The 16,759-nt window shown below is 61.0% G+C and carries 18 protein-coding genes and 1 tRNA gene; 11 read left to right on the top strand and 8 right to left on the bottom strand.

Annotated elements, in window-relative coordinates:
- Positions 1-20: 20 nt before the first annotated feature.
- Positions 21-1,184 (bottom strand): ABC transporter substrate-binding protein, encoded by a 1,164-nt coding sequence (locus NKI21_RS07490; RefSeq protein ID WP_352865084.1) that lies wholly within the window; start codon positions 1,182-1,184, stop codon positions 21-23.
- A 14-nt stretch (positions 1,185-1,198) separates the two neighbouring features.
- Between NKI21_RS07490 and NKI21_RS07485 the strand changes: the two genes are divergently transcribed.
- The 5 genes from NKI21_RS07485 to NKI21_RS07465 are packed head-to-tail and all read left to right on the top strand — an operon-like array spanning position 1,199 to position 5,768.
- Complete coding sequence (locus tag NKI21_RS07485) at positions 1,199-2,533, top strand: aspartate aminotransferase family protein (RefSeq protein ID WP_352440330.1); 1,335 nt, start codon at positions 1,199-1,201, stop codon at positions 2,531-2,533.
- Positions 2,533-3,270 (top strand): GntR family transcriptional regulator, encoded by a 738-nt coding sequence (locus NKI21_RS07480; protein ID WP_127321023.1) that lies wholly within the window; start codon positions 2,533-2,535, stop codon positions 3,268-3,270. The genes NKI21_RS07485 and NKI21_RS07480 overlap by 1 nt, the downstream gene beginning before the upstream one ends.
- Positions 3,270-4,376: an ABC transporter ATP-binding protein gene (locus NKI21_RS07475; RefSeq protein ID WP_352865080.1), complete on the top strand. Its 1,107-nt coding sequence runs from the start codon at positions 3,270-3,272 to the stop codon at positions 4,374-4,376. The genes NKI21_RS07480 and NKI21_RS07475 overlap by 1 nt, the downstream gene beginning before the upstream one ends.
- Positions 4,377-4,407: 31 nt before the next feature.
- Positions 4,408-5,343 (top strand): 3,5-dioxohexanoate:acetyl-CoA acetone transferase, encoded by a 936-nt coding sequence (gene kce / locus NKI21_RS07470; RefSeq protein ID WP_352440332.1) that lies wholly within the window; start codon positions 4,408-4,410, stop codon positions 5,341-5,343.
- On the top strand, positions 5,340-5,768 hold the full coding sequence (locus tag NKI21_RS07465; protein WP_352440333.1) for an acyl-CoA thioesterase: 429 nt from the start codon (positions 5,340-5,342) through the stop codon (positions 5,766-5,768). Before kce ends, NKI21_RS07465 begins: the two co-directional genes overlap by 4 nt.
- A gap of 172 nt (positions 5,769-5,940) precedes the next feature.
- Here the strand turns inward: NKI21_RS07465 and NKI21_RS07460 are convergent.
- Positions 5,941-6,017: transfer RNA gene (locus tag NKI21_RS07460), tRNA-Met, on the bottom strand.
- Positions 6,018-6,257: 240 nt separating this feature from the next.
- Here NKI21_RS07460 and NKI21_RS07455 point away from each other — a divergent pair.
- Positions 6,258-7,223, top strand: a complete 966-nt coding sequence (locus NKI21_RS07455; RefSeq protein ID WP_352440334.1) for a Gfo/Idh/MocA family protein — start codon at positions 6,258-6,260, stop codon at positions 7,221-7,223.
- A gap of 24 nt (positions 7,224-7,247) precedes the next feature.
- On the opposite strand, the gene mnmA is transcribed toward NKI21_RS07455, so the two are convergent.
- Positions 7,248-8,438, bottom strand: coding sequence for a tRNA 2-thiouridine(34) synthase MnmA (gene mnmA, locus NKI21_RS07450; protein ID WP_023809913.1), 1,191 nt, complete (start codon positions 8,436-8,438; stop codon positions 7,248-7,250).
- A gap of 288 nt (positions 8,439-8,726) precedes the next feature.
- On the opposite strand from mnmA, the gene sciP reads away from it, so the two are divergent.
- Positions 8,727-9,002, top strand: coding sequence for a CtrA inhibitor SciP (sciP, locus tag NKI21_RS07445; protein WP_013529904.1), 276 nt, complete (start codon positions 8,727-8,729; stop codon positions 9,000-9,002).
- Between the two features lie 63 nt (positions 9,003-9,065).
- Here the strand turns inward: sciP and NKI21_RS07440 are convergent, their stop codons facing one another.
- Positions 9,066-9,992, bottom strand: a complete 927-nt coding sequence (locus NKI21_RS07440; protein ID WP_352440335.1) for an NADP-dependent oxidoreductase — start codon at positions 9,990-9,992, stop codon at positions 9,066-9,068.
- A gap of 90 nt (positions 9,993-10,082) precedes the next feature.
- Between NKI21_RS07440 and NKI21_RS07435 the strand changes: the two genes are divergently transcribed.
- A complete protein-coding gene (locus tag NKI21_RS07435) occupies positions 10,083-10,481 on the top strand; it encodes a winged helix-turn-helix transcriptional regulator (protein ID WP_023809911.1) in 399 nt (132 codons plus the stop codon).
- Positions 10,482-10,567: 86 nt separating this feature from the next.
- On the opposite strand, the gene NKI21_RS07430 is transcribed toward NKI21_RS07435, so the two are convergent.
- Positions 10,568-10,945, bottom strand: a complete 378-nt coding sequence (locus NKI21_RS07430; RefSeq protein ID WP_013529907.1) for a flagellar export protein FliJ — start codon at positions 10,943-10,945, stop codon at positions 10,568-10,570.
- A gap of 452 nt (positions 10,946-11,397) precedes the next feature.
- On the opposite strand from NKI21_RS07430, the gene ctrA reads away from it, so the two are divergent.
- Positions 11,398-12,093, top strand: a complete 696-nt coding sequence (gene ctrA / locus NKI21_RS07425) for a response regulator transcription factor CtrA (protein ID WP_006203583.1) — start codon at positions 11,398-11,400, stop codon at positions 12,091-12,093.
- A gap of 104 nt (positions 12,094-12,197) precedes the next feature.
- Here the strand turns inward: ctrA and NKI21_RS07420 are convergent, their stop codons facing one another.
- Together NKI21_RS07420 and chpT are read right to left on the bottom strand one after the other, a co-directional pair.
- Positions 12,198-12,602: a response regulator gene (locus tag NKI21_RS07420; RefSeq protein ID WP_352440336.1), complete on the bottom strand. Its 405-nt coding sequence runs from the start codon at positions 12,600-12,602 to the stop codon at positions 12,198-12,200.
- Between the two features lie 239 nt (positions 12,603-12,841).
- Positions 12,842-13,471, bottom strand: a complete 630-nt coding sequence (gene chpT, locus NKI21_RS07415) for a histidine phosphotransferase ChpT (RefSeq protein ID WP_024504504.1) — start codon at positions 13,469-13,471, stop codon at positions 12,842-12,844.
- Positions 13,472-13,862: 391 nt separating this feature from the next.
- On the opposite strand from chpT, the gene NKI21_RS07410 reads away from it, so the two are divergent.
- Complete coding sequence (locus tag NKI21_RS07410; protein WP_245273156.1) at positions 13,863-14,399, top strand: DUF1134 domain-containing protein; 537 nt, start codon at positions 13,863-13,865, stop codon at positions 14,397-14,399.
- Between the two features lie 189 nt (positions 14,400-14,588).
- On the top strand, positions 14,589-15,725 hold the full coding sequence (locus NKI21_RS07405; protein WP_352865073.1) for a coiled-coil domain-containing protein: 1,137 nt from the start codon (positions 14,589-14,591) through the stop codon (positions 15,723-15,725).
- Positions 15,726-15,816: 91 nt separating this feature from the next.
- Here NKI21_RS07405 and NKI21_RS07400 read toward each other — a convergent pair whose 3' ends face one another.
- A complete protein-coding gene (locus tag NKI21_RS07400) occupies positions 15,817-16,632 on the bottom strand; it encodes a TrmH family RNA methyltransferase (RefSeq protein ID WP_352440338.1) in 816 nt (271 codons plus the stop codon).
- Positions 16,633-16,759: the final 127 nt, after the last annotated feature.

Below are 16,759 nucleotides of genomic sequence, written 5' to 3'. Positions count from 1 at the left end.
CCCCGACCAACATGCCTAGGTTACTTCGCGAGCCAGGCCTTGAAGCGTTCTTCCAGTGCTTCCTTGTGCTCGGTCCAGAAGTCGTTGTCATAGGAGGCGCCGTACTGAAGGTGCTCCGGCGACGTCGGCAGGTTGGCCTTCCAATTCGCGGGAATGAGGTCGGCGGCTTCCTTGCGGCCGGTGCCATAGGCATAGAGTTTCGAGAAGCCGGCCTGGTTTTCAGGGATGGAGAACCACTTGAGGAGATCCAGCCCGGCCTGCTGGTGCGGCGCGCCCTTCACCACCGCCCAGTAGTCGGTGCCATAGAAGAAGCCAGCGTCCCATGCGATCGTATAGGGTTTCTTCTCGTTGATGGCTTCGTTGGTGATGCGCGCATTGAACCCGTCGCTGAGAGCCACTTCACCACTGTCGAGGTTCTGGATGCCCTGCGTCGTTGTGGACCACCAGACGACGTGCGCCTTGATCTTGTCGAGCATGGCGAAAGCCCGGTCGACGCCTTCCGGCGTGCCCAGCACCTTGTACATGTCCTCGCGCTTAACGCCGTCGGCCATCAGCGCGTTTTCCAGCGTGAACTGCGCCTGCTGGTAGAGGCCGCGCTTTCCCGGAAATTTCTCGACGTTCCAAAAATCCGCCCAGCTCTTCGGCGCGGCGTCGCCCTTGTAGACATCTGTGTTATAGGCAAGGACCGTGGCCCAGGTATCAGACGCGACGCCGCATTCGTGCAGGGTGCCCGGCAAATAATTGGCCGCGTCGCCTGTGATTTCTGGCGTCAGCGGAACGAACAGGCCTTCGGCGCAGCCGACTTCCATGGCGGGCGCTTCGACCGAGACGACGTCATAAGTGATGTTGCCCGCCTGCACCTGGGCACGCACCTTGGCGACCTCGCCGCCCCATTCTTCCATGACGATCGGAACGCCCGTCTTTTCGGTGTACTTGTCCCAGACCCCATCCTTGTAGGCCTTATCCCATGTACCACCCCAGCCGACCACTGTGACGGGTTCGGCCGCGGACACGGCAAAAGTCGAGGTCGCGAGGCAGATCGCGGCGGCAGATACGGTTTGCAGATAAGTCCTCATTGCAGTTCCCCTTTCTTTTTCGTTGTATATTTGATCAAATTTCAAGCGCAAAATTGATTGATTAGCAACAGGAATTTGCGATACGGTGCAAAAAAGTGAAAAAGCCAAAGGGATTTGATCGAATGCTGCAAGGCACCAGAGACGTACGCGCCAATGTCAGTCTCGCTGCTGTTCTGGACGAGGCCCGACAGCGTTTCGCTGACGCCAACCCGAACAGCCTGGCGCGGCAGAACGAGGCCGCGGCATCGTTGCCGGGCGGCAATACGAGGGCTGTTCTATGGTATCCGCCATTCCCCGTATCGTTTGTTTCCGGCGAAGGCTGCAGGGTGACCGATCTGGACGGGCACATCTATGTCGACCTGGTCTCGGAATACAGTGCCGGTTTTTACGGTCATTCCGACAAGGCGATTTCGGCGGCCCTGGTGAACGTCATAGAGGGCGGCATCATGCTGGGTGCGCCCAACCGCTACGAAGCGCGCCTGGCTGCCGCGGTGGTTGACCGCTTTCCGGCCATCGAGCGCGTTCGCTTTTGCAATTCCGGCACTGAAGCCAACATCATGGCTATTTCGGCGGCTCGCGCCATCACGCAGCGCTCGAAGATACTCGCATTCCGCGAGGGCTACCACGGTGGTGTACTCACCTTTGCGCATGGCGGCTCGCCACTCAATCTACCGTTCCCCTTTGTCTTCGCCGACTACAACGATAGTGCAGGCGCCGTGGCGCTCATAAAGGAACAGGGCGACGAGCTTGCCGCGGTGATCGTCGAGCCGATGATGGGCGGCGGCGGCTGCATCCCGGCGACGCGTGAGTTCCTGGAAGCGCTGCGCGCGGCGACGAAGGAGACCGGGGCGCTGCTGATTTTCGACGAGGTCATGACTTCGCGCCTCGACTACCGCGCGCTCCACGGGGCGCATGGGATTTTTCCCGATTTCGTGACGCTCGGCAAGTATATCGGCGGCGGCGCCAGTTTTGGCGCATTCGGTGGACGCGCCGACCTCGTCGATCGCTTCGATCCGGCTTTGCCCGGTTCGTTCTCGCATGGCGGGACGTTCAACAACAATATTCTCAGCATGGCTGCTGGCTTCACCGGTCTGACCCAGGTGCTGACGCAAGAGGCGAGCCGCGCGATCAATGCGCGCGGCGACCGCCTGCGTGAAGCGATGAACGTTTCCCTTGAAAGGCGTGGCGTCGAGGGCATCGTCATCGGGCGAGGGTCGTTGATGAACCTGCATTTCGTCAGGGGGCCGGTGGATACACCGGCGCGGCTCGACGATGCCGATCCTTCGGTGATTGCGCTTTGGCATATCGAGATGCTGTTGCGAGGGTACTACGTGACGCCGCGCGGCATGCTGGCGTTGTCACTGCCATCTGGCGACGCCGAACTCGACGGCTTCGCCGGCGCATTCGACGATTTCCTGTCGAGCAACCTCAAAATACTGCCGCGCCGGACAAACTGATGCTTGATCGCAAGGATGCCAGTGCCGGCTCGGCCGCGCAAAAGACAGCTCATGTTCGTGTACATACGGGCTTGAAGGAAGCACTGATGAACGGTGACTTCCTGCCCGGCCAAAGACTGGTCGTGCGACAGCTTGCCGAACAGTACCGGACCAGCGCCATGCCGGTGCGCGAGGCCTTGCGGCAACTCGTCAGCGACGAGGCGATGTTCGACCACCCAAATCGGGGCGTCATCGTCCCCGAGGCCACGGTGGCGCGTATTTCGGATCTGGTGCGTGTGCGCTGCAGCGTCGAAGGAACGGCGGCCGAGTGGGCCGCGACGACCATCACGCCCGAAGAACTCGATGAATTGGCGAAGCTGAACGGGCTGATGCGCGAATGCGTCGAGAGCAATGTCATGGCTAGCTATCTCGGCTTGAACAGGCGCTTCCATTTCACGATGTACCATGCCGCGCGGTCACCTCTCATCCAGCAAATCATCGAGAAATTGTGGCTGCAAGCAGGACCGTTCTTGAACATCGTCCGCTCGGACGTGACCTACGGCCTGGGCCTGGACCATCATGACGAAATGCTCGCGGCGCTGCGTCGCGCCGATGGCGCGGCTGCGCGCAAGGCGCTGGTGGCCGACCTGCGCGAGGCCGCCGACATCATTCTTCGCGCCGCCGCGGCGGCTGAGGCTCAGCCTGCGCGCAAACGCCCGGCTTCGGCACGCCGTGATCCCAAGGCGCAGGCGCGGTGATGGGCGGATCCCCGCGTGGCCCGGTTCATGTCGAGTTTCGTGGCGTCGGCAAGCGCTACGGGCAGACGGTCCAGGCGGTGCGTCAGCTCGACCTGGAAATCATGCGCGGCGAATTCCTGACGCTGCTGGGGCCTTCCGGGTCTGGCAAGACGACGGCGTTGATGATGCTTGCGGGGTTCGAAGATACTACCGAGGGCGAAATCCTCATTGACGGTCAGCGCATCGACAACGTTCCCGCCAATCGTCGCGGCATCGGCATGGTGTTCCAGAACTACGCGCTTTTCCCGCACATGACGGTCGCCGAAAACCTGGCTTTCCCGCTCGAGGTCCGCAAACTTGGCCGCGACGAGGTGACGCGACGTGTCAGGAACGTTCTCGACATGGTCCAGTTGCCCGAATTCGGCAACCGGCGTCCGGCGCAGCTTTCGGGTGGGCAGCAACAACGCGTCGCGGTTGCCCGCGCCCTGATCTTCGAACCAAATCTTGTCCTGATGGACGAACCGCTCGGCGCCCTCGACAAGCAATTGCGCGAGCAGATGCAGTTCGAAATCAAGGATATCCATGCCCGGCTTGGCGTCACGTTCGTTTATGTGACACACGACCAGACCGAGGCGCTGACCATGTCGGACCGGATCGCGGTGTTCAGCGCCGGCCGCATCGAGCAGCTTTCGACACCACGCGAACTGTATGAGCGTCCGACGGGCAGCTTTGTGGCGAGCTTCATCGGCGAGAACAACCGCATGTCCGGCACCGTGCTTGCCGGGGGTGAAAACGGTGGCGTGGCCGTCCGTCTCGACGATGGCGATCTGGTGTTGAACGCCATTTCCCCTGGCGCGACGCCCCCTGCGGGCGCCAAGGTGACGCTGTCGATCAGGCCCGAGCGCATGTCCTTATTGCACGATGGCTCCACCGCCCTCAACGTGATTGCGGCAACCGTCGTTCAGTCCGTTTATGTCGGGGATCACATCCGGCTCGTCGCTGTGACGGCGGGCGGCCTGAAATTCATTGTCAAGCTTGCGGCATCGTCGTCTCGGTCCGAACTCAATGCGGGCGAGGCGGTTCGATTGGGCTGTGGTCGTGAGGATTGCCTCGCGCTCGATAGATAACAACAAAAGGCAGACAAGGGAGAGTTCAACCATGAAGAAATCGCCGAAAGTCGTCATCACCTGTGCGGTCACCGGCTCGATCCACACGCCGACGATGAGCCCGTATCTGCCGATAACGCCGTCCGAGATCGTCGACGCCGCCGTCGGAGCAGCCGAAGCCGGAGCGTCGGTGATCCATCTGCATGCCCGCGATCCGGAGACCGGCAAGCCTACCCCTGATCCAAAGCTGTTTATGGATTTCCTGCCGCGCATCAAGCAGCAGACCGACGCCGTGATGAACATTTCCACCGGCGGCGGGCTGAAGATGACCCTCGAAGAGCGCCTTGAAGCCGCGCACGCTTCGAAGCCGGAACTCTGCTCGCTCAATATGGGATCTATGAATTTCGCCCTGCACCACATCGCGCCGAAATACACCGACTGGAAGTACGACTGGGAGAAGGGCTACCTGGAAGACACAAAGAAGGGCATCGTCTCCAACACGTTCGAGCAGATCGAGCGTATCATCGTCGAAGTCGGCCAGGCCTACGGCACGAAGTTCGAGTTCGAGTGCTACGATGTCAGTCACCTCTACACGCTTGCGCACTTTCTAGACCGCAAGCTGCTGAAGCCGCCGCTTTTCGTCCAGACGATCTTCGGGCTGCTGGGCGGAATCGGCGCCGACCCAGAAGACATGATGCACATGCGCAGGACGGCTGATCGGCTGTTCGGAGACGACTATCTCTGGTCGATCCTTGCCGCGGGCAAGCACCAGATAAATCTCTGCACGATGGGCGCGATCATGGGCGGCAATGTACGGGTCGGTTTGGAAGACAGCCTCTATGTCGCCAAGGGCACGCTCGCTAAGAGCAATGCCGAACAGGTTGCCAAGATAAAGCGCATTCTCAACGAGTTATCGCTCGAAATCGCGACGCCCGACGAAGCCCGTCAACTGCTGGATCTCAAGGGCGCAAACGAGGTCGGGTTTTGACGCCCGGCATCGAAACCTATGTCGGCGTCGTGCATCCTTGGATGTGCGACGCGATGGGCCATCTCAACGTTCGTCATTATGTGGCCATGTTTGATGACGCCAGTTTCCAGTTGCTGGGCAGGATTGCCGATCCTCGTTTGACGCCGACCCTCGGCTGGGCGGATGTGAGGATGGAGATCGACTACGTGCATGAAACCGCGGTGGGAACTCTGGTCACCGTTCGCAGCGTTATAGAAAAGCTTGGGAAATCGTCGCTGACTTATCTGCATGAAATGCGCGGTACGCTGGACAAAGTCCTGCATGCGCGCATGCGCACTGTAACCGTGCGCTTCGATCTTCAAGCGCGGAGCAAGATCGAGATCGAAGGCGAAGCCCGGCAGGCGAGCGCGAAACTCCCGAGGGGTGAAGCCGATACGCGTGGGTGACGGCGAGAATGTCTGGTGACGGCATCGTTAGCCGCATTGGCGTCACTGAGCGAGATGCTGTAGGTCGCTGAAGGCTTCTACTAGGAAGGTCAGATATAGCCGCTATCGCACAGGACACCGCATTGGGCAGCCCGCCACAATCGGCCATTGCGTACGATAGTGGGGTTTGAAGTGGTAGCGGGAGAGGGACTTGAACCCCCGACCCCAGGATTATGATTCCCGTGCTCTAACCAACTGAGCTACCCCGCCAGGGCGGCGAAAGGCCCGAAATCCGCCTCAAATCGAAAGGCATGTCGGAGGCGTTCGCCAAGGTCGCGCGGATATAAGGTTGGGAGGGTGAGCCTGTCAAGCTTCGAAGCAACCGGCTTGCCGGCTTATCGTCATTATCGAAAAGCTTTGCCGTGCGGACATTTGGTTGCCGCCGCCGGGGTTGAGTTCGAAGGGGCACGTCGCTATGTCTCGGCCAAGAGTTTTTAGAGTTTGAAACAGATGAAGCCGCGCATAGCAGTCCTCGGTTGCGGATACTGGGGCAGCAACCACATCCGCACTCTCAAGGCGCTCGGCGCGCTGTACGCGGTCTCCGACACCAACCGGGCCCGCGCAGAAGGCTTCGCCAGTGAGCAGGACTGCCTGGCGATCGAGCCGGACCAGTTGTTCGTCCGTGACGATATCGACGCCATCGTCATGGCACTGCCGCCGCAATTCCATGCCGACCTTGCCGTGCGTGCCGTCGAGGCCGGCAAGGACGTGCTGGTGGAAAAGCCGATCGCGCTGACGGTTGCCGATGCCGAGCGTGCGGTGCGGGCGGCCAAGGACAATGGCCGCGTCTTCATGGTCGGCCATGTCCTGCGGTTCCACCCCGCTTTCGAGACGCTGAAAGGGCTCATCGACAAGGGCGAACTCGGCGAAGTCCGCTACATCCACTCGCACCGGCTCGGCCTCGGCAAGTTCCACACAGAGAACGACGCGCTGTGGGACCTGGCGCCGCACGATCTGTCGATGATCCTGGCGATCACCGGCACCGAGCCGATCGAGGTGCGCGGCGAGGGCGCCGCTCTGCTCGACAGTCTCAGCGATTTCGCCCATCTGCACATGCGCTTTCCCAACGGCCTGCGCAGCCATCTCTTCACCTCGCGGCTCAACCCCTATCGCGAGCGGCGGCTGACCGTGGTCGGCACCAAGGCGATGGCGGTGTTCGACGATGTCGAGCCATGGGAACGCAAGCTTGCCGTCTACCGTCACGCGGTGTGGCAGGACAGCGGCCAATGGGCCTTCACCACCAATGAGCCGTCCTATGTCGCGGTTGCCCAGGGCATGCCGCTGACACGCGAGTTGGAGCATTTCATCCAGTGCATCGAGACGCGTGCCGAGCCGCGCACCAGCGGCGAGGAAGCGATCAGGGTGCTGCGCATCCTGACCGCCGGCACGGTCACCCACACCAAGTCGAATTCCTGAAGCGCGGATTATTCGGCGGGAATCTTATTCGGCAGGAATTTGGGCCGGCCTGGCGGCAAGCCGGGTCAGCATCGCCTCGGCCTCGGCGCCACGCTCCGAACGCTCGATGAAGCCGCCGCCGAACACGCGAGCTTCGTTGCCGTCATCGGAGTAGAGCACGCAGGCCTGGCCCGGCGCGATGCCGGACTCGCCGTCGATCAGTTCCACCCATGTGGCACCGGCACGATGATGCAGCACGGCCGGGCGCGGCGGCCGCGTCGAGCGGACCTTGGCGAACAGCTCCAGGCCGCCAGCAGGGACGTCTGTGAGCGGTCCGTCGCCCAGCCAGTTCATATTGCGCAGATAGATCTTGTGCGTCTCCAGCGCCTCGCGCGGGCCAACCACGACGCGAGCGCGGTCGGCATCGAGGTGGACGACGTAAAGCGGCTCGCCGGAAGCGATGCCGATGCCACGGCGCTGGCCGATCGTGTAGCGCAGGATGCCCTCATGGCGGCCGAGCACGCGGCCGTCGATGTGGACGATGTCGCCCGGATTGGCGGCGGTTGGCTTCAGCTTGGCGATGATGTCGGAATACTTGCCCTGCGGCACGAAGCAGATGTCCTGACTGTCCTGCTTGGCGGCAACCGCCAGCCCCATCTCCTCGGCAATGGCGCGAACCTGAGGCTTCGGCAGGCCGCCAAGGGGAAAGCGCAGATAATCGATCTGTGCCTGCGTGGTGGCGAACAGGAAATAACTCTGGTCACGGTCGGCGTCGACCGGCCTGTAGAGCGCGCGGTGGGCGCCGTTGGCGCCGGAACGGATGTAGTGGCCGGTGGCCAGCGCGTCGGCGCCGAGCTCCTTGGCGGTGGCCAGGAGGTCGGCGAACTTCACCGTCTGATTGCAGGAAACGCACGGGATCGGCGTCTCGCCGGCGACGTAGCTCTCGGCGAAGGGATCGATGACCGCCTTGCGGAAGCGTTCCTCGTAGTCGAGCACATAATGGGGGATGCCGAGCGTCTCGGAGACACGGCGGGCATCGTCGATGTCCTGCCCGGCGCAGCATGAGCCGGCGCGGTGCGTCGCCGCGCCGTGGTCGTAGAGCTGCAAGGTGACGCCGACGACGTCGTAGCCCTCACGTTTCAGCAGGCCGGCGACGACAGAGGAATCGACACCGCCCGACATGGCGACGACGATGCGGGTGTTTTCGGGACGTCCGGGAAGATCGAGACTGTTCATGATGCTTTCGTTCTGCACGGCGCCTCAATGCCAATGTCGAGAATATAGGTCAAGCTTTACCGGCGCGCCAGCGTGCAGGGCGATTCACCGGTTGCGTCCGATCTCCGCCAGGGGATGCATTTTCCCCGGCAAATCAGGGTTTGCGGGCAGATGTTTCAAATGCCGGCGAAAAGACTAACGCGGCGTTCATGATCCTTACCTAGTCATTAGGGTCTGCTTAGGCAATTTTTAAAGCTGTGGCGGTAACGTGGCGGGGATTGGGTCTTTGAGTTTTTTGTAGAGAGTACGATGACCGATCTGGTTAGACCGAGAGTCAAATATGTTATCGGGCCTGACGGCAGCCCTCTTACGATTGCCGATCTGCCGCCGACCAATACACGTCGCTGGGTTATCCGGCGTAAGGCGGAAGTGGTTGCGGCCGTGCGCGGCGGGCTTTTGAGCCTGGACGAGGCATGCCAACGCTACAAGCTCACCACCGAGGAATTCCTGTCCTGGCAGGCGTCGATCGACGAATATGGCCTTGCCGGGCTGCGCACGACACGCATCCAGCAATACCGGCACTGACCATCGCGAATTAGACGAAGGGCGCGGCTAACCCCGCGCCCTTCTGTTTTTCACCGCTCCCGCTCAGAGCGATAGCACAACCTTGCCGATCGGCTTGGTGGCGAGGAAGGCGTGAGCGGCCCCCGCCTGGTCCAGCGGGAAGCTCTTCGCCACATGGACGGCAAGCTTGTTGGCATCGATCAACCGAGCCAGTTCCAGCAGGCCCTCACTGTCGGGCACGACGGACAGACGCTCGACCCGAATGTCTCGCGCGCCGGCCTGGGCCCTTGTGTTGTCGCTGACATCGAGCAATGACACCAGCACGCCGCCACGCTTGAGCACCTTCAGCGAGCGTTGGGCGTGGTCGCCGCCCATTGGATCCAGCACCAGATCGATGTCGCGGACCTGATCGGTGAAATCGCCCTTGGTGTAGTCGATGACTTCGTCGGCGCCGAGTTTGCGGACGAAATCGAGTTTTTGCGGGCTGGCGGTGGCGATGACGTGAGCGCCGCGCGCCTTGGCGATCTGCACCGCGAGATGACCGACGCCGCCGGCTGCGGCGTGAACCAGCACGCGCTGGCTCGATTCCAGCCTGCCATGACGGACGAGACCTTGCCAGGCAGTGAGGCCAGCCAGCGGCAAGGCGCCTGCCTCGAGGTGGTCCGCGCCCTTCGGCTTCAGTGCGATTTGATCGGCAGGCACGGCAGCCAGTTCGGCATAGGCCGCCGCCTGCTTGGGGAAGCGCGGCATGCCGAACACCTCGTCGCCGATCTTGAAGCCGATGACGCCGGGGCCGAGTGCTTCGACAGTTCCCGAGATGTCCCAACCCAGGATGAAGGGCGGCTCGCCGAGCAAGGGGTAGTAGCCGGCACGGACGGCGCCGTCGACCGGATTGATGCCTGCGGCCTTGATACGGACCAGCACTTCGCCGGCCTCTGGCGTGGGATCCGGCTGATCGGCGATGACAAGGACGTCGGGTCCGCCGACGGAATTCTGGATAACGGCACGCATTGAGATGTCTCCTGCTCGGTTGATGCCACTATCATTTGGATAGTAATAGTCTCTTGTCCAGTATGTACCTTCCTGATATATACGCACCCTATGGATAGTGAAGATGATTGCGGTTTCGGCTATGATGCGTTCCGGCGGACGTGTCCTTCGCACACCGTGCTGGAGATGCTGGCCAGCAAATGGGTCTATCTGGTGGTTTGCGCGCTGCGCAAAGGCCGGCTGCGCAATGGCGAGCTCGCCCGCAAGCTCGAAGGCATCACGCCGAAGATGCTGACGCAGACGCTGCGGGTGCTCGAGCGCGACGGCCTGGTGCGGCGCGAGATATTCCCGGTCATTCCGCCGCGCGTCGAATATGAATTGACCGAGCTCGGCCAGAACCTGGCGGGACTGCTTACCCAGATCAGGTCATGGGCGGAGCAGCATGCGCCGGATATCAAGGATGCCCGTGCAAGGGCAATTGCCGAGAGTGAAGGGGATTGGGCCGCGTAGGGCGGATTCATTTTTCCCGCCGGAGCCGCAAGCCGCGACAATGCGCCAGCCTGATGGCGGGCGTTGGCGCGGCAAACCGCCAGGTCTTAGCCGATCATGGCGCTGCGGCCACCGACTTCCGCTTCGCGGATCTTCGTGTCGCGCGATTCCAGCATTTCCGCCTTGGAAAGCTCCGCTTCAGCTTCGCCGAGTAATGATTCGGCGGCGCTTCGCTGCTGCGCGAGGTCGCTTTGGGAATTCCTGAGGTTGTCGCGGCGCAGGCGAGCCGCCTTGGCGAAGGTTGGATAGGCGAAATGGTTGATGTCGGTGATGCCGGCCTTCTTTTCCTCGGCGGTGATCTGAAGCTCCAGTTCGACGGCCATGCGTTCGAACTCGGCGATCATCATGTCGAGCTGCAGCAGCTGCCGCCGCTTCTCATTCACCTGAAACTGTTTCAGCCGAACGAGGTTTTCACGTGACTTCATGATTCGGTACTCCCGGAAACGCACACCCGCATCTATCGTCCAAACCACCTGGAAACGCCCAGGCCGCACCCGTGTCCACCGCCTTTCCCCGAACTATGGGAAACAAAACCCTAAAGTTTTTTGCCGACGGTAACCATTCGTTTACGGGCATTGTTAATCATACGGGTCAGGACTTAAGGCCGGGTAAAAATTCCGGCCACCGATGCGGAAGCGACGTCGATGAGTCCCTGGAGTCGCTTAGTCCAGGTTGTTAATGTGTTGCATTAGGAATTTGGTTCTGAGATTCGTTATTAGATTCAAGAGGGTGTAGAAAGAGGTTAAAAAATCTGGTACCGTCATCGACGGGAAATTAGGATTTGTTAACCATTCAATGGCAGCCTCTGCACAAGGCAACCACTGCTCCGGGTCCGGACGGGTCGTGAAATGGTCCGGCAGCAGAAAAGGGGAATGAAATGCGTGTTCTGCTGATAGAAGATGACAGTGCAACCGCACAAAGCATCGAACTGATGCTGAAATCGGAAAGTTTCAACGTCTACACGACCGATCTCGGTGAAGAGGGCGTCGATCTAGGCAAGCTCTACGACTACGATATCATTCTTCTCGATCTCAACCTGCCTGACATGTCGGGCTACGAGGTCTTGAGAACGCTTCGCCTTTCCAAGGTCAAGACACCTATTCTCATCCTCTCCGGCATGGCCGGCATCGAGGACAAGGTGCGCGGCCTCGGCTTCGGCGCGGACGACTACATGACCAAGCCGTTCCACAAGGATGAGCTGGTTGCCCGCATTCATGCCATCGTGCGGCGCTCCAAGGGCCACGCCCAGTCGGTCATCACCACCGGCGACCTCGTGGTCAACCTCGATGCCAAGACCGTCGAAGTCGGCGGCCAGCGCGTGCACCTGACCGGCAAGGAATACCAGATGCTGGAGTTGCTTTCGCTGCGCAAAGGCACCACGCTGACCAAGGAAATGTTCCTCAACCACCTCTATGGCGGCATGGACGAGCCTGAGTTGAAGATCATCGACGTCTTCATCTGCAAGCTGCGCAAAAAGCTCGATGCGGCATCGGGCGGTCAGAACTACATTGAAACGGTCTGGGGGCGCGGCTATGTGCTGCGCGAACCGGAAGACATTCGCGTCAGCGCCTGAGCGACGAATCGTTCAAATCTTTTCAATAAAAAACCCGGCTTCGGCCGGGTTTTTGCATGACGGGCTGGTAACGGTCTGTTTTTGGGCTTCCGAGCAGAAAACCGTCACGCACTTTTTCTGGAATTGCTCAAGGGTGGCGAATCAGGTGCGCTCTTCAAGGTGCGAAAGCGCTCGAGCAGTTGCGGGCGGTTGAACGGCTTCAAGAGATAGCCCTGGGCGCCGGCGCGCTTGGCCCGCATGATCGAAGCAATATCGAGCTCGACCAGGGAAATCAGGATCTGCGGCCTTATCGGGCTCTCCATGGCGCGGACGCGACGGATGAGATCGACCGCCGGTACGTCGGGCAAGGCGCCATCGACGACGATGATGTCGGGCATGTCGGCGGCGCACATCTCCAGCGCGTCAAGTCCGCTGGCGGCCTCGATGACAATCATTTCGGAGCCGCCCAGGATGCGTTTTGCAACCTTCCTGATGACGCTTGAATCGTCGACGAACATGCAGCGTTTCATTTCCGGGTCCTCTTTGCCTTCTGGCAGTCCGGTAGCGTCGGGGGCATCCAGGGCGGACCATAGGCCAATCTGGTAAAGAAGCCGAAAAGGCGTTAGGTAAAATTTTTACAAAGATAGGCAGGTGCCTGCTTTTATTCGCGAATGCTTTGGCACTGCCTGGACGACCAGATGCATCTCAAGTCGATGAGCTGGAATTACAGATTTCAATGTAGAAATACTTCGCTTTATCGGCTGCGCAATCAGGCCGCAGAAAGGACGATTTCTTCCGGCGTCGCGTGGATCGATATCGTCATGCCGGCTTCGCGCGCCAGAAGCAGCGTGTAGTAGGGCTGCACGGAATGCGCGTCGATCGGTTCCTCCGGCTTGTGGCCGGAATGCAGTTCGAGGAACTTCGGCGGCACACGCAGCATCGGGCCGGCCGACGCAAGCGCGAAACGCGGTTCGGTCTCAAGATTTTCCAGCGTCACGGAAAGCTTGCCGCCGCGCGGAATGGCGGCATTGGCGACGAGGATCAGGTTGAGCAGCAGCTTGACCTTGTTCTTGGGCAGCAACGCGCGGGGCCCGTTCCAGGTCAGTTCCGGCTTTTCGTTCTTGAGGAAGGCGATGGCGACCGCTTCGGCATCGCCGGTATCGATCAACATGCCGGCCGAGCCGGCGGCACCGAAGGCGATGCGGGCGAACTGCAGGCGGGCCGAAGCGTTGCGGGCGCTCTGGCGGATCAGCTTCATCGCGTCCTCGTCGGCGCCGCCTTCATCAAGCAATTCGAGCCCGTTGTTGATCGCGCCGACCGGCGAGATGATGTCGTGGCAGACCCGACTGCACAAAAGCGCTGCCAGATCGGGTGCGGAAAGGGTGAACAGATCGGCCATCGGCGAAAAATCCCTGCAAAATCTCACAACTCATGGCCGGGCGATCGATCGTCGCCTGCCACACGAATCACGCACTCTCTCCTCGGGCTTTCTGAATACACAGCGCCCGTGCGTGCAGCAACAAATCCAAATTGTGGTTGTGGCAAATGGCGTGTTCACGCAGGCTGCCGGCCCCACTTGAGCGACCCCAAACAGCCTTCGAACCGCCATGTTCATGTGTGAGCTTAATGGTTGAAAAAGGATTACGGCATAGTTTGCCCCTAACAGTTACCCTTAACGGCCGGCTAAAAGAGCCGTACGGGGTGCGAGGCGTCGGCGAAGGTGCTCCCTGACGGAGATTGGAAGCATGTTTTCCCGATACTACGACCGGAGCTTTCTCCGTGTCTTCTCAATGGCGGTCACGCTCCTGGGCGTTCTCGTCTTCTCGACTTCAGCCCTGCGGGCCCAGGAATACACCGCTCAGGAGATTGTCGATTCCGGTCACAAATTTTTTGGCGCGACATCGGGCGGGCTCGCCACGGTGATCGAGAAGATTTTTGCCTCCTACGGCCTGCCCAACGGCTATCTGCTGGGCGAAGAAGGCTCGGGTGCGCTGATCGGTGGCCTGACCTATGGCGAAGGCACGCTCTACACCAAGAATGCCGGCGACCACAAAGTGTTCTGGCAAGGCCCGTCACTCGGCTGGGATTTCGGCGGCGAGGGGTCGCGGGTGATGATGCTGGTCTACAATCTCGACGATGTGGGCAGCCTCTACAACCGCTATGGCGGCGTCGCCGGTTCGGCCTATGTGGTGGCTGGCGTCGGCTTCAACGTGCTGAAGAACAACAATGTGATTTTGGTGCCGATCCGCACCGGTGTCGGTGCCCGGCTTGGCGTCAATCTCGGCTATCTGAAGCTTACCGAGCGCGCCACCTGGAATCCGTTCTAAGCTGAAGTCCTTGGCTGTCGTTGCCCAAAACCGGGACCGCTTTTGGGTCGACATGCATTAAACTCGTGGCGTTGCGGCAAACCCTTGCCGCAACGCTGGATTTCCGCCATGTCAACGTGGCACAGTCAAGCGCTCTATGCGCTTTTGGTTTATCTTGTTTGATGCTTACCGGCCACAACGGGTAGTCACTTGGTCCAGTCGGTCCTGTTCTTCGTCCTCGGCTTTCTCTGCGCTGGCTTTCTGGCGCTCATGGTGGCTCCGGCCATATGGCGTCGTGCGGTCGCGCTTACACGCAGACGCGTCGAATCCTCGATCCCTCTGACGCAAACCGAGATCCAGGCGGACAAGGATCGCATCCGCGCCGAATACGCTATGACGACGCGCCGCCTGGAAATCAGCGTCAAGGCGTTGCGAGAGAAGGCGGCCGAACAACTCGTCGAGATCAATCGCGGTCGCGAGGCCATGAAGGGCCTGGCGGTCGAGCGGACGGACAAGAACCAGGCGCTGACCGAGCTGGGCGCGAAGAACGAAGCGCTGCGTCAACGAGAGGGCGAGTTGCAGCAGCTTTCGGAGCGGTTGAAGGAAACCGAGCGCAAGCTGGAAAAGCGCGCAGTTGAGCTGGAAAAGCTGGAGCGCATGTATGACGATGCCAGTTTTTCCTCGAGCAGCCGGCAGATCGAGCTCGTGGCGCGAGAGTCCGAAATGCAGAAACTCGCCAGTGACATTGCGATGCTGCGCGGCCAGCGCAAGGAAGCCGACAGGCGCGGCCAGGAAATCGCGGCCGAAAGCAAGGCCGCGCGGGACGCTCTGAAAGCCGAGAAGAAAAGGACCGCCGAGCTCGACAAGAAGGTCGAGCGGCTGCTGGCCACACTTGCCGATCGCGAAGACAAACTCGACCGCCGCGAAAAGGAACTGGCACGCATGCGCGAAAGATCGAAATCCGAAGACAGCGCGCCAGCCTTGCGGCTGGTCGGCAAGGGCGGCGATGTCGCCAGGAGTGATGATTTGGACAAGGCAATCGCCAAGCTCGACAGTGACCGTGAGCAGTTCGAGGCGAGGCTGACGGCGCTGGCGCGCGAGAACAAGCGGCTGAAGGCCGACCTCACCGCACTGGCCGCGTCCAAGGCCACGGACAGCAGTTCTGCCTTGCGCGAGCAGATGAACGCGCTGGCGGCGGAGGTCGTCCATCTGACGGCGAAGCTCGAGGGGCCTGGTTCGCCGGTCGCCAAGGCATTGGCGGTACCGTCGGACGCCCGCTCCGGCAACGGTGACCGCAGTCTTGCCGACCGCGTGCGCGCGCTGCAGAAGGCTGACGCCACAAGCTGAATCAGGCTTCTTTAGAGTATTTCACCGTTTCACGGAAACGGCGAAATGCCCTAACTCTTTGCTTTGACGCAATTCTGGACGGAAAACCGCTTCACACTTTTCCTAGAATTGCTCTAGCCGAAAAATGATGCAGCGCGATGGCTGAAGCCGCGGCGACATTCAGGCTGTCAAAGCCTTCCGCCATGGTGATCCGCACGTTGCGCAGGCTTGTGAGCAGGTTGTCCGGCAAGCCTTCGCCCTCGGTGCCGAGATAGAGCGCCAGGCGCTCGCTACGCTGCGCATCGCGGATGTCGGTCCTCCCGCGGGGCGACAGCGCGAATTGTTCGAAGCCACGCCGGGCGAGCATCGTTGTGAAGCGGGCGGTGTCGGAGAACGATGCGAAGGGGATCTTGAGGGCGGCGCCGACCGAAACGCGGATCGCCTTGCGATAGAGCGGATCGCAGCATGTCGCATCCAGCAGAACCGCGTCGGCGCCAAAGGCGGCGGCATTGCGGAAGATCGAGCCCATATTGTCATGGTTGGCGATGCCGACGAGCACTACGACGAGCGCCCGAGGCGGCAAGCCATCGAGCAGGTCTTCGGCCGGCTGCGGCTCTCCCTTGCGGCCAATGGCCAGGATGCCGCGATGCATATGAAATCCGGCGATAGCGTCCATCACCGCGCTGGTGGCGACATAGACCGGGAGGTCGGCGGGCGCCTTGCTCAGGATGTTGTCGAGACCTGCCAGCCGGTTTTCCAGGACCAGGATCGATTCGGCGGCAAAGCGCCCGGTCGAGAGCAGCAGGTCGAGCACCACCTTGCCTTCGGCGACGAAGCGGCCTTGCCGGCCGGCGAGGTCACGCTCGCGAATGTCGAGATAGGCAGCGACGCGCGGATCTTGCGGGTCGTCGATGCGAATGGGATCCATGCATTCCTCGCGACCGTCGCATCGGCCCGAAAATCCGGACCGCTTCCCGGCGCTCATCTTGTTTGGAAAGCACGATGCGACAATTCGGGACGATCAGCTACCTCTGTGCGCCCCGGATGGCGCATGT

The organism is Mesorhizobium sp. M0715 (genome assembly GCF_040320355.1).
GTDB lineage: Bacteria > Pseudomonadota > Alphaproteobacteria > Rhizobiales > Rhizobiaceae > Mesorhizobium.
This window is presented reverse-complemented; position numbering and strand designations above follow the sequence as displayed.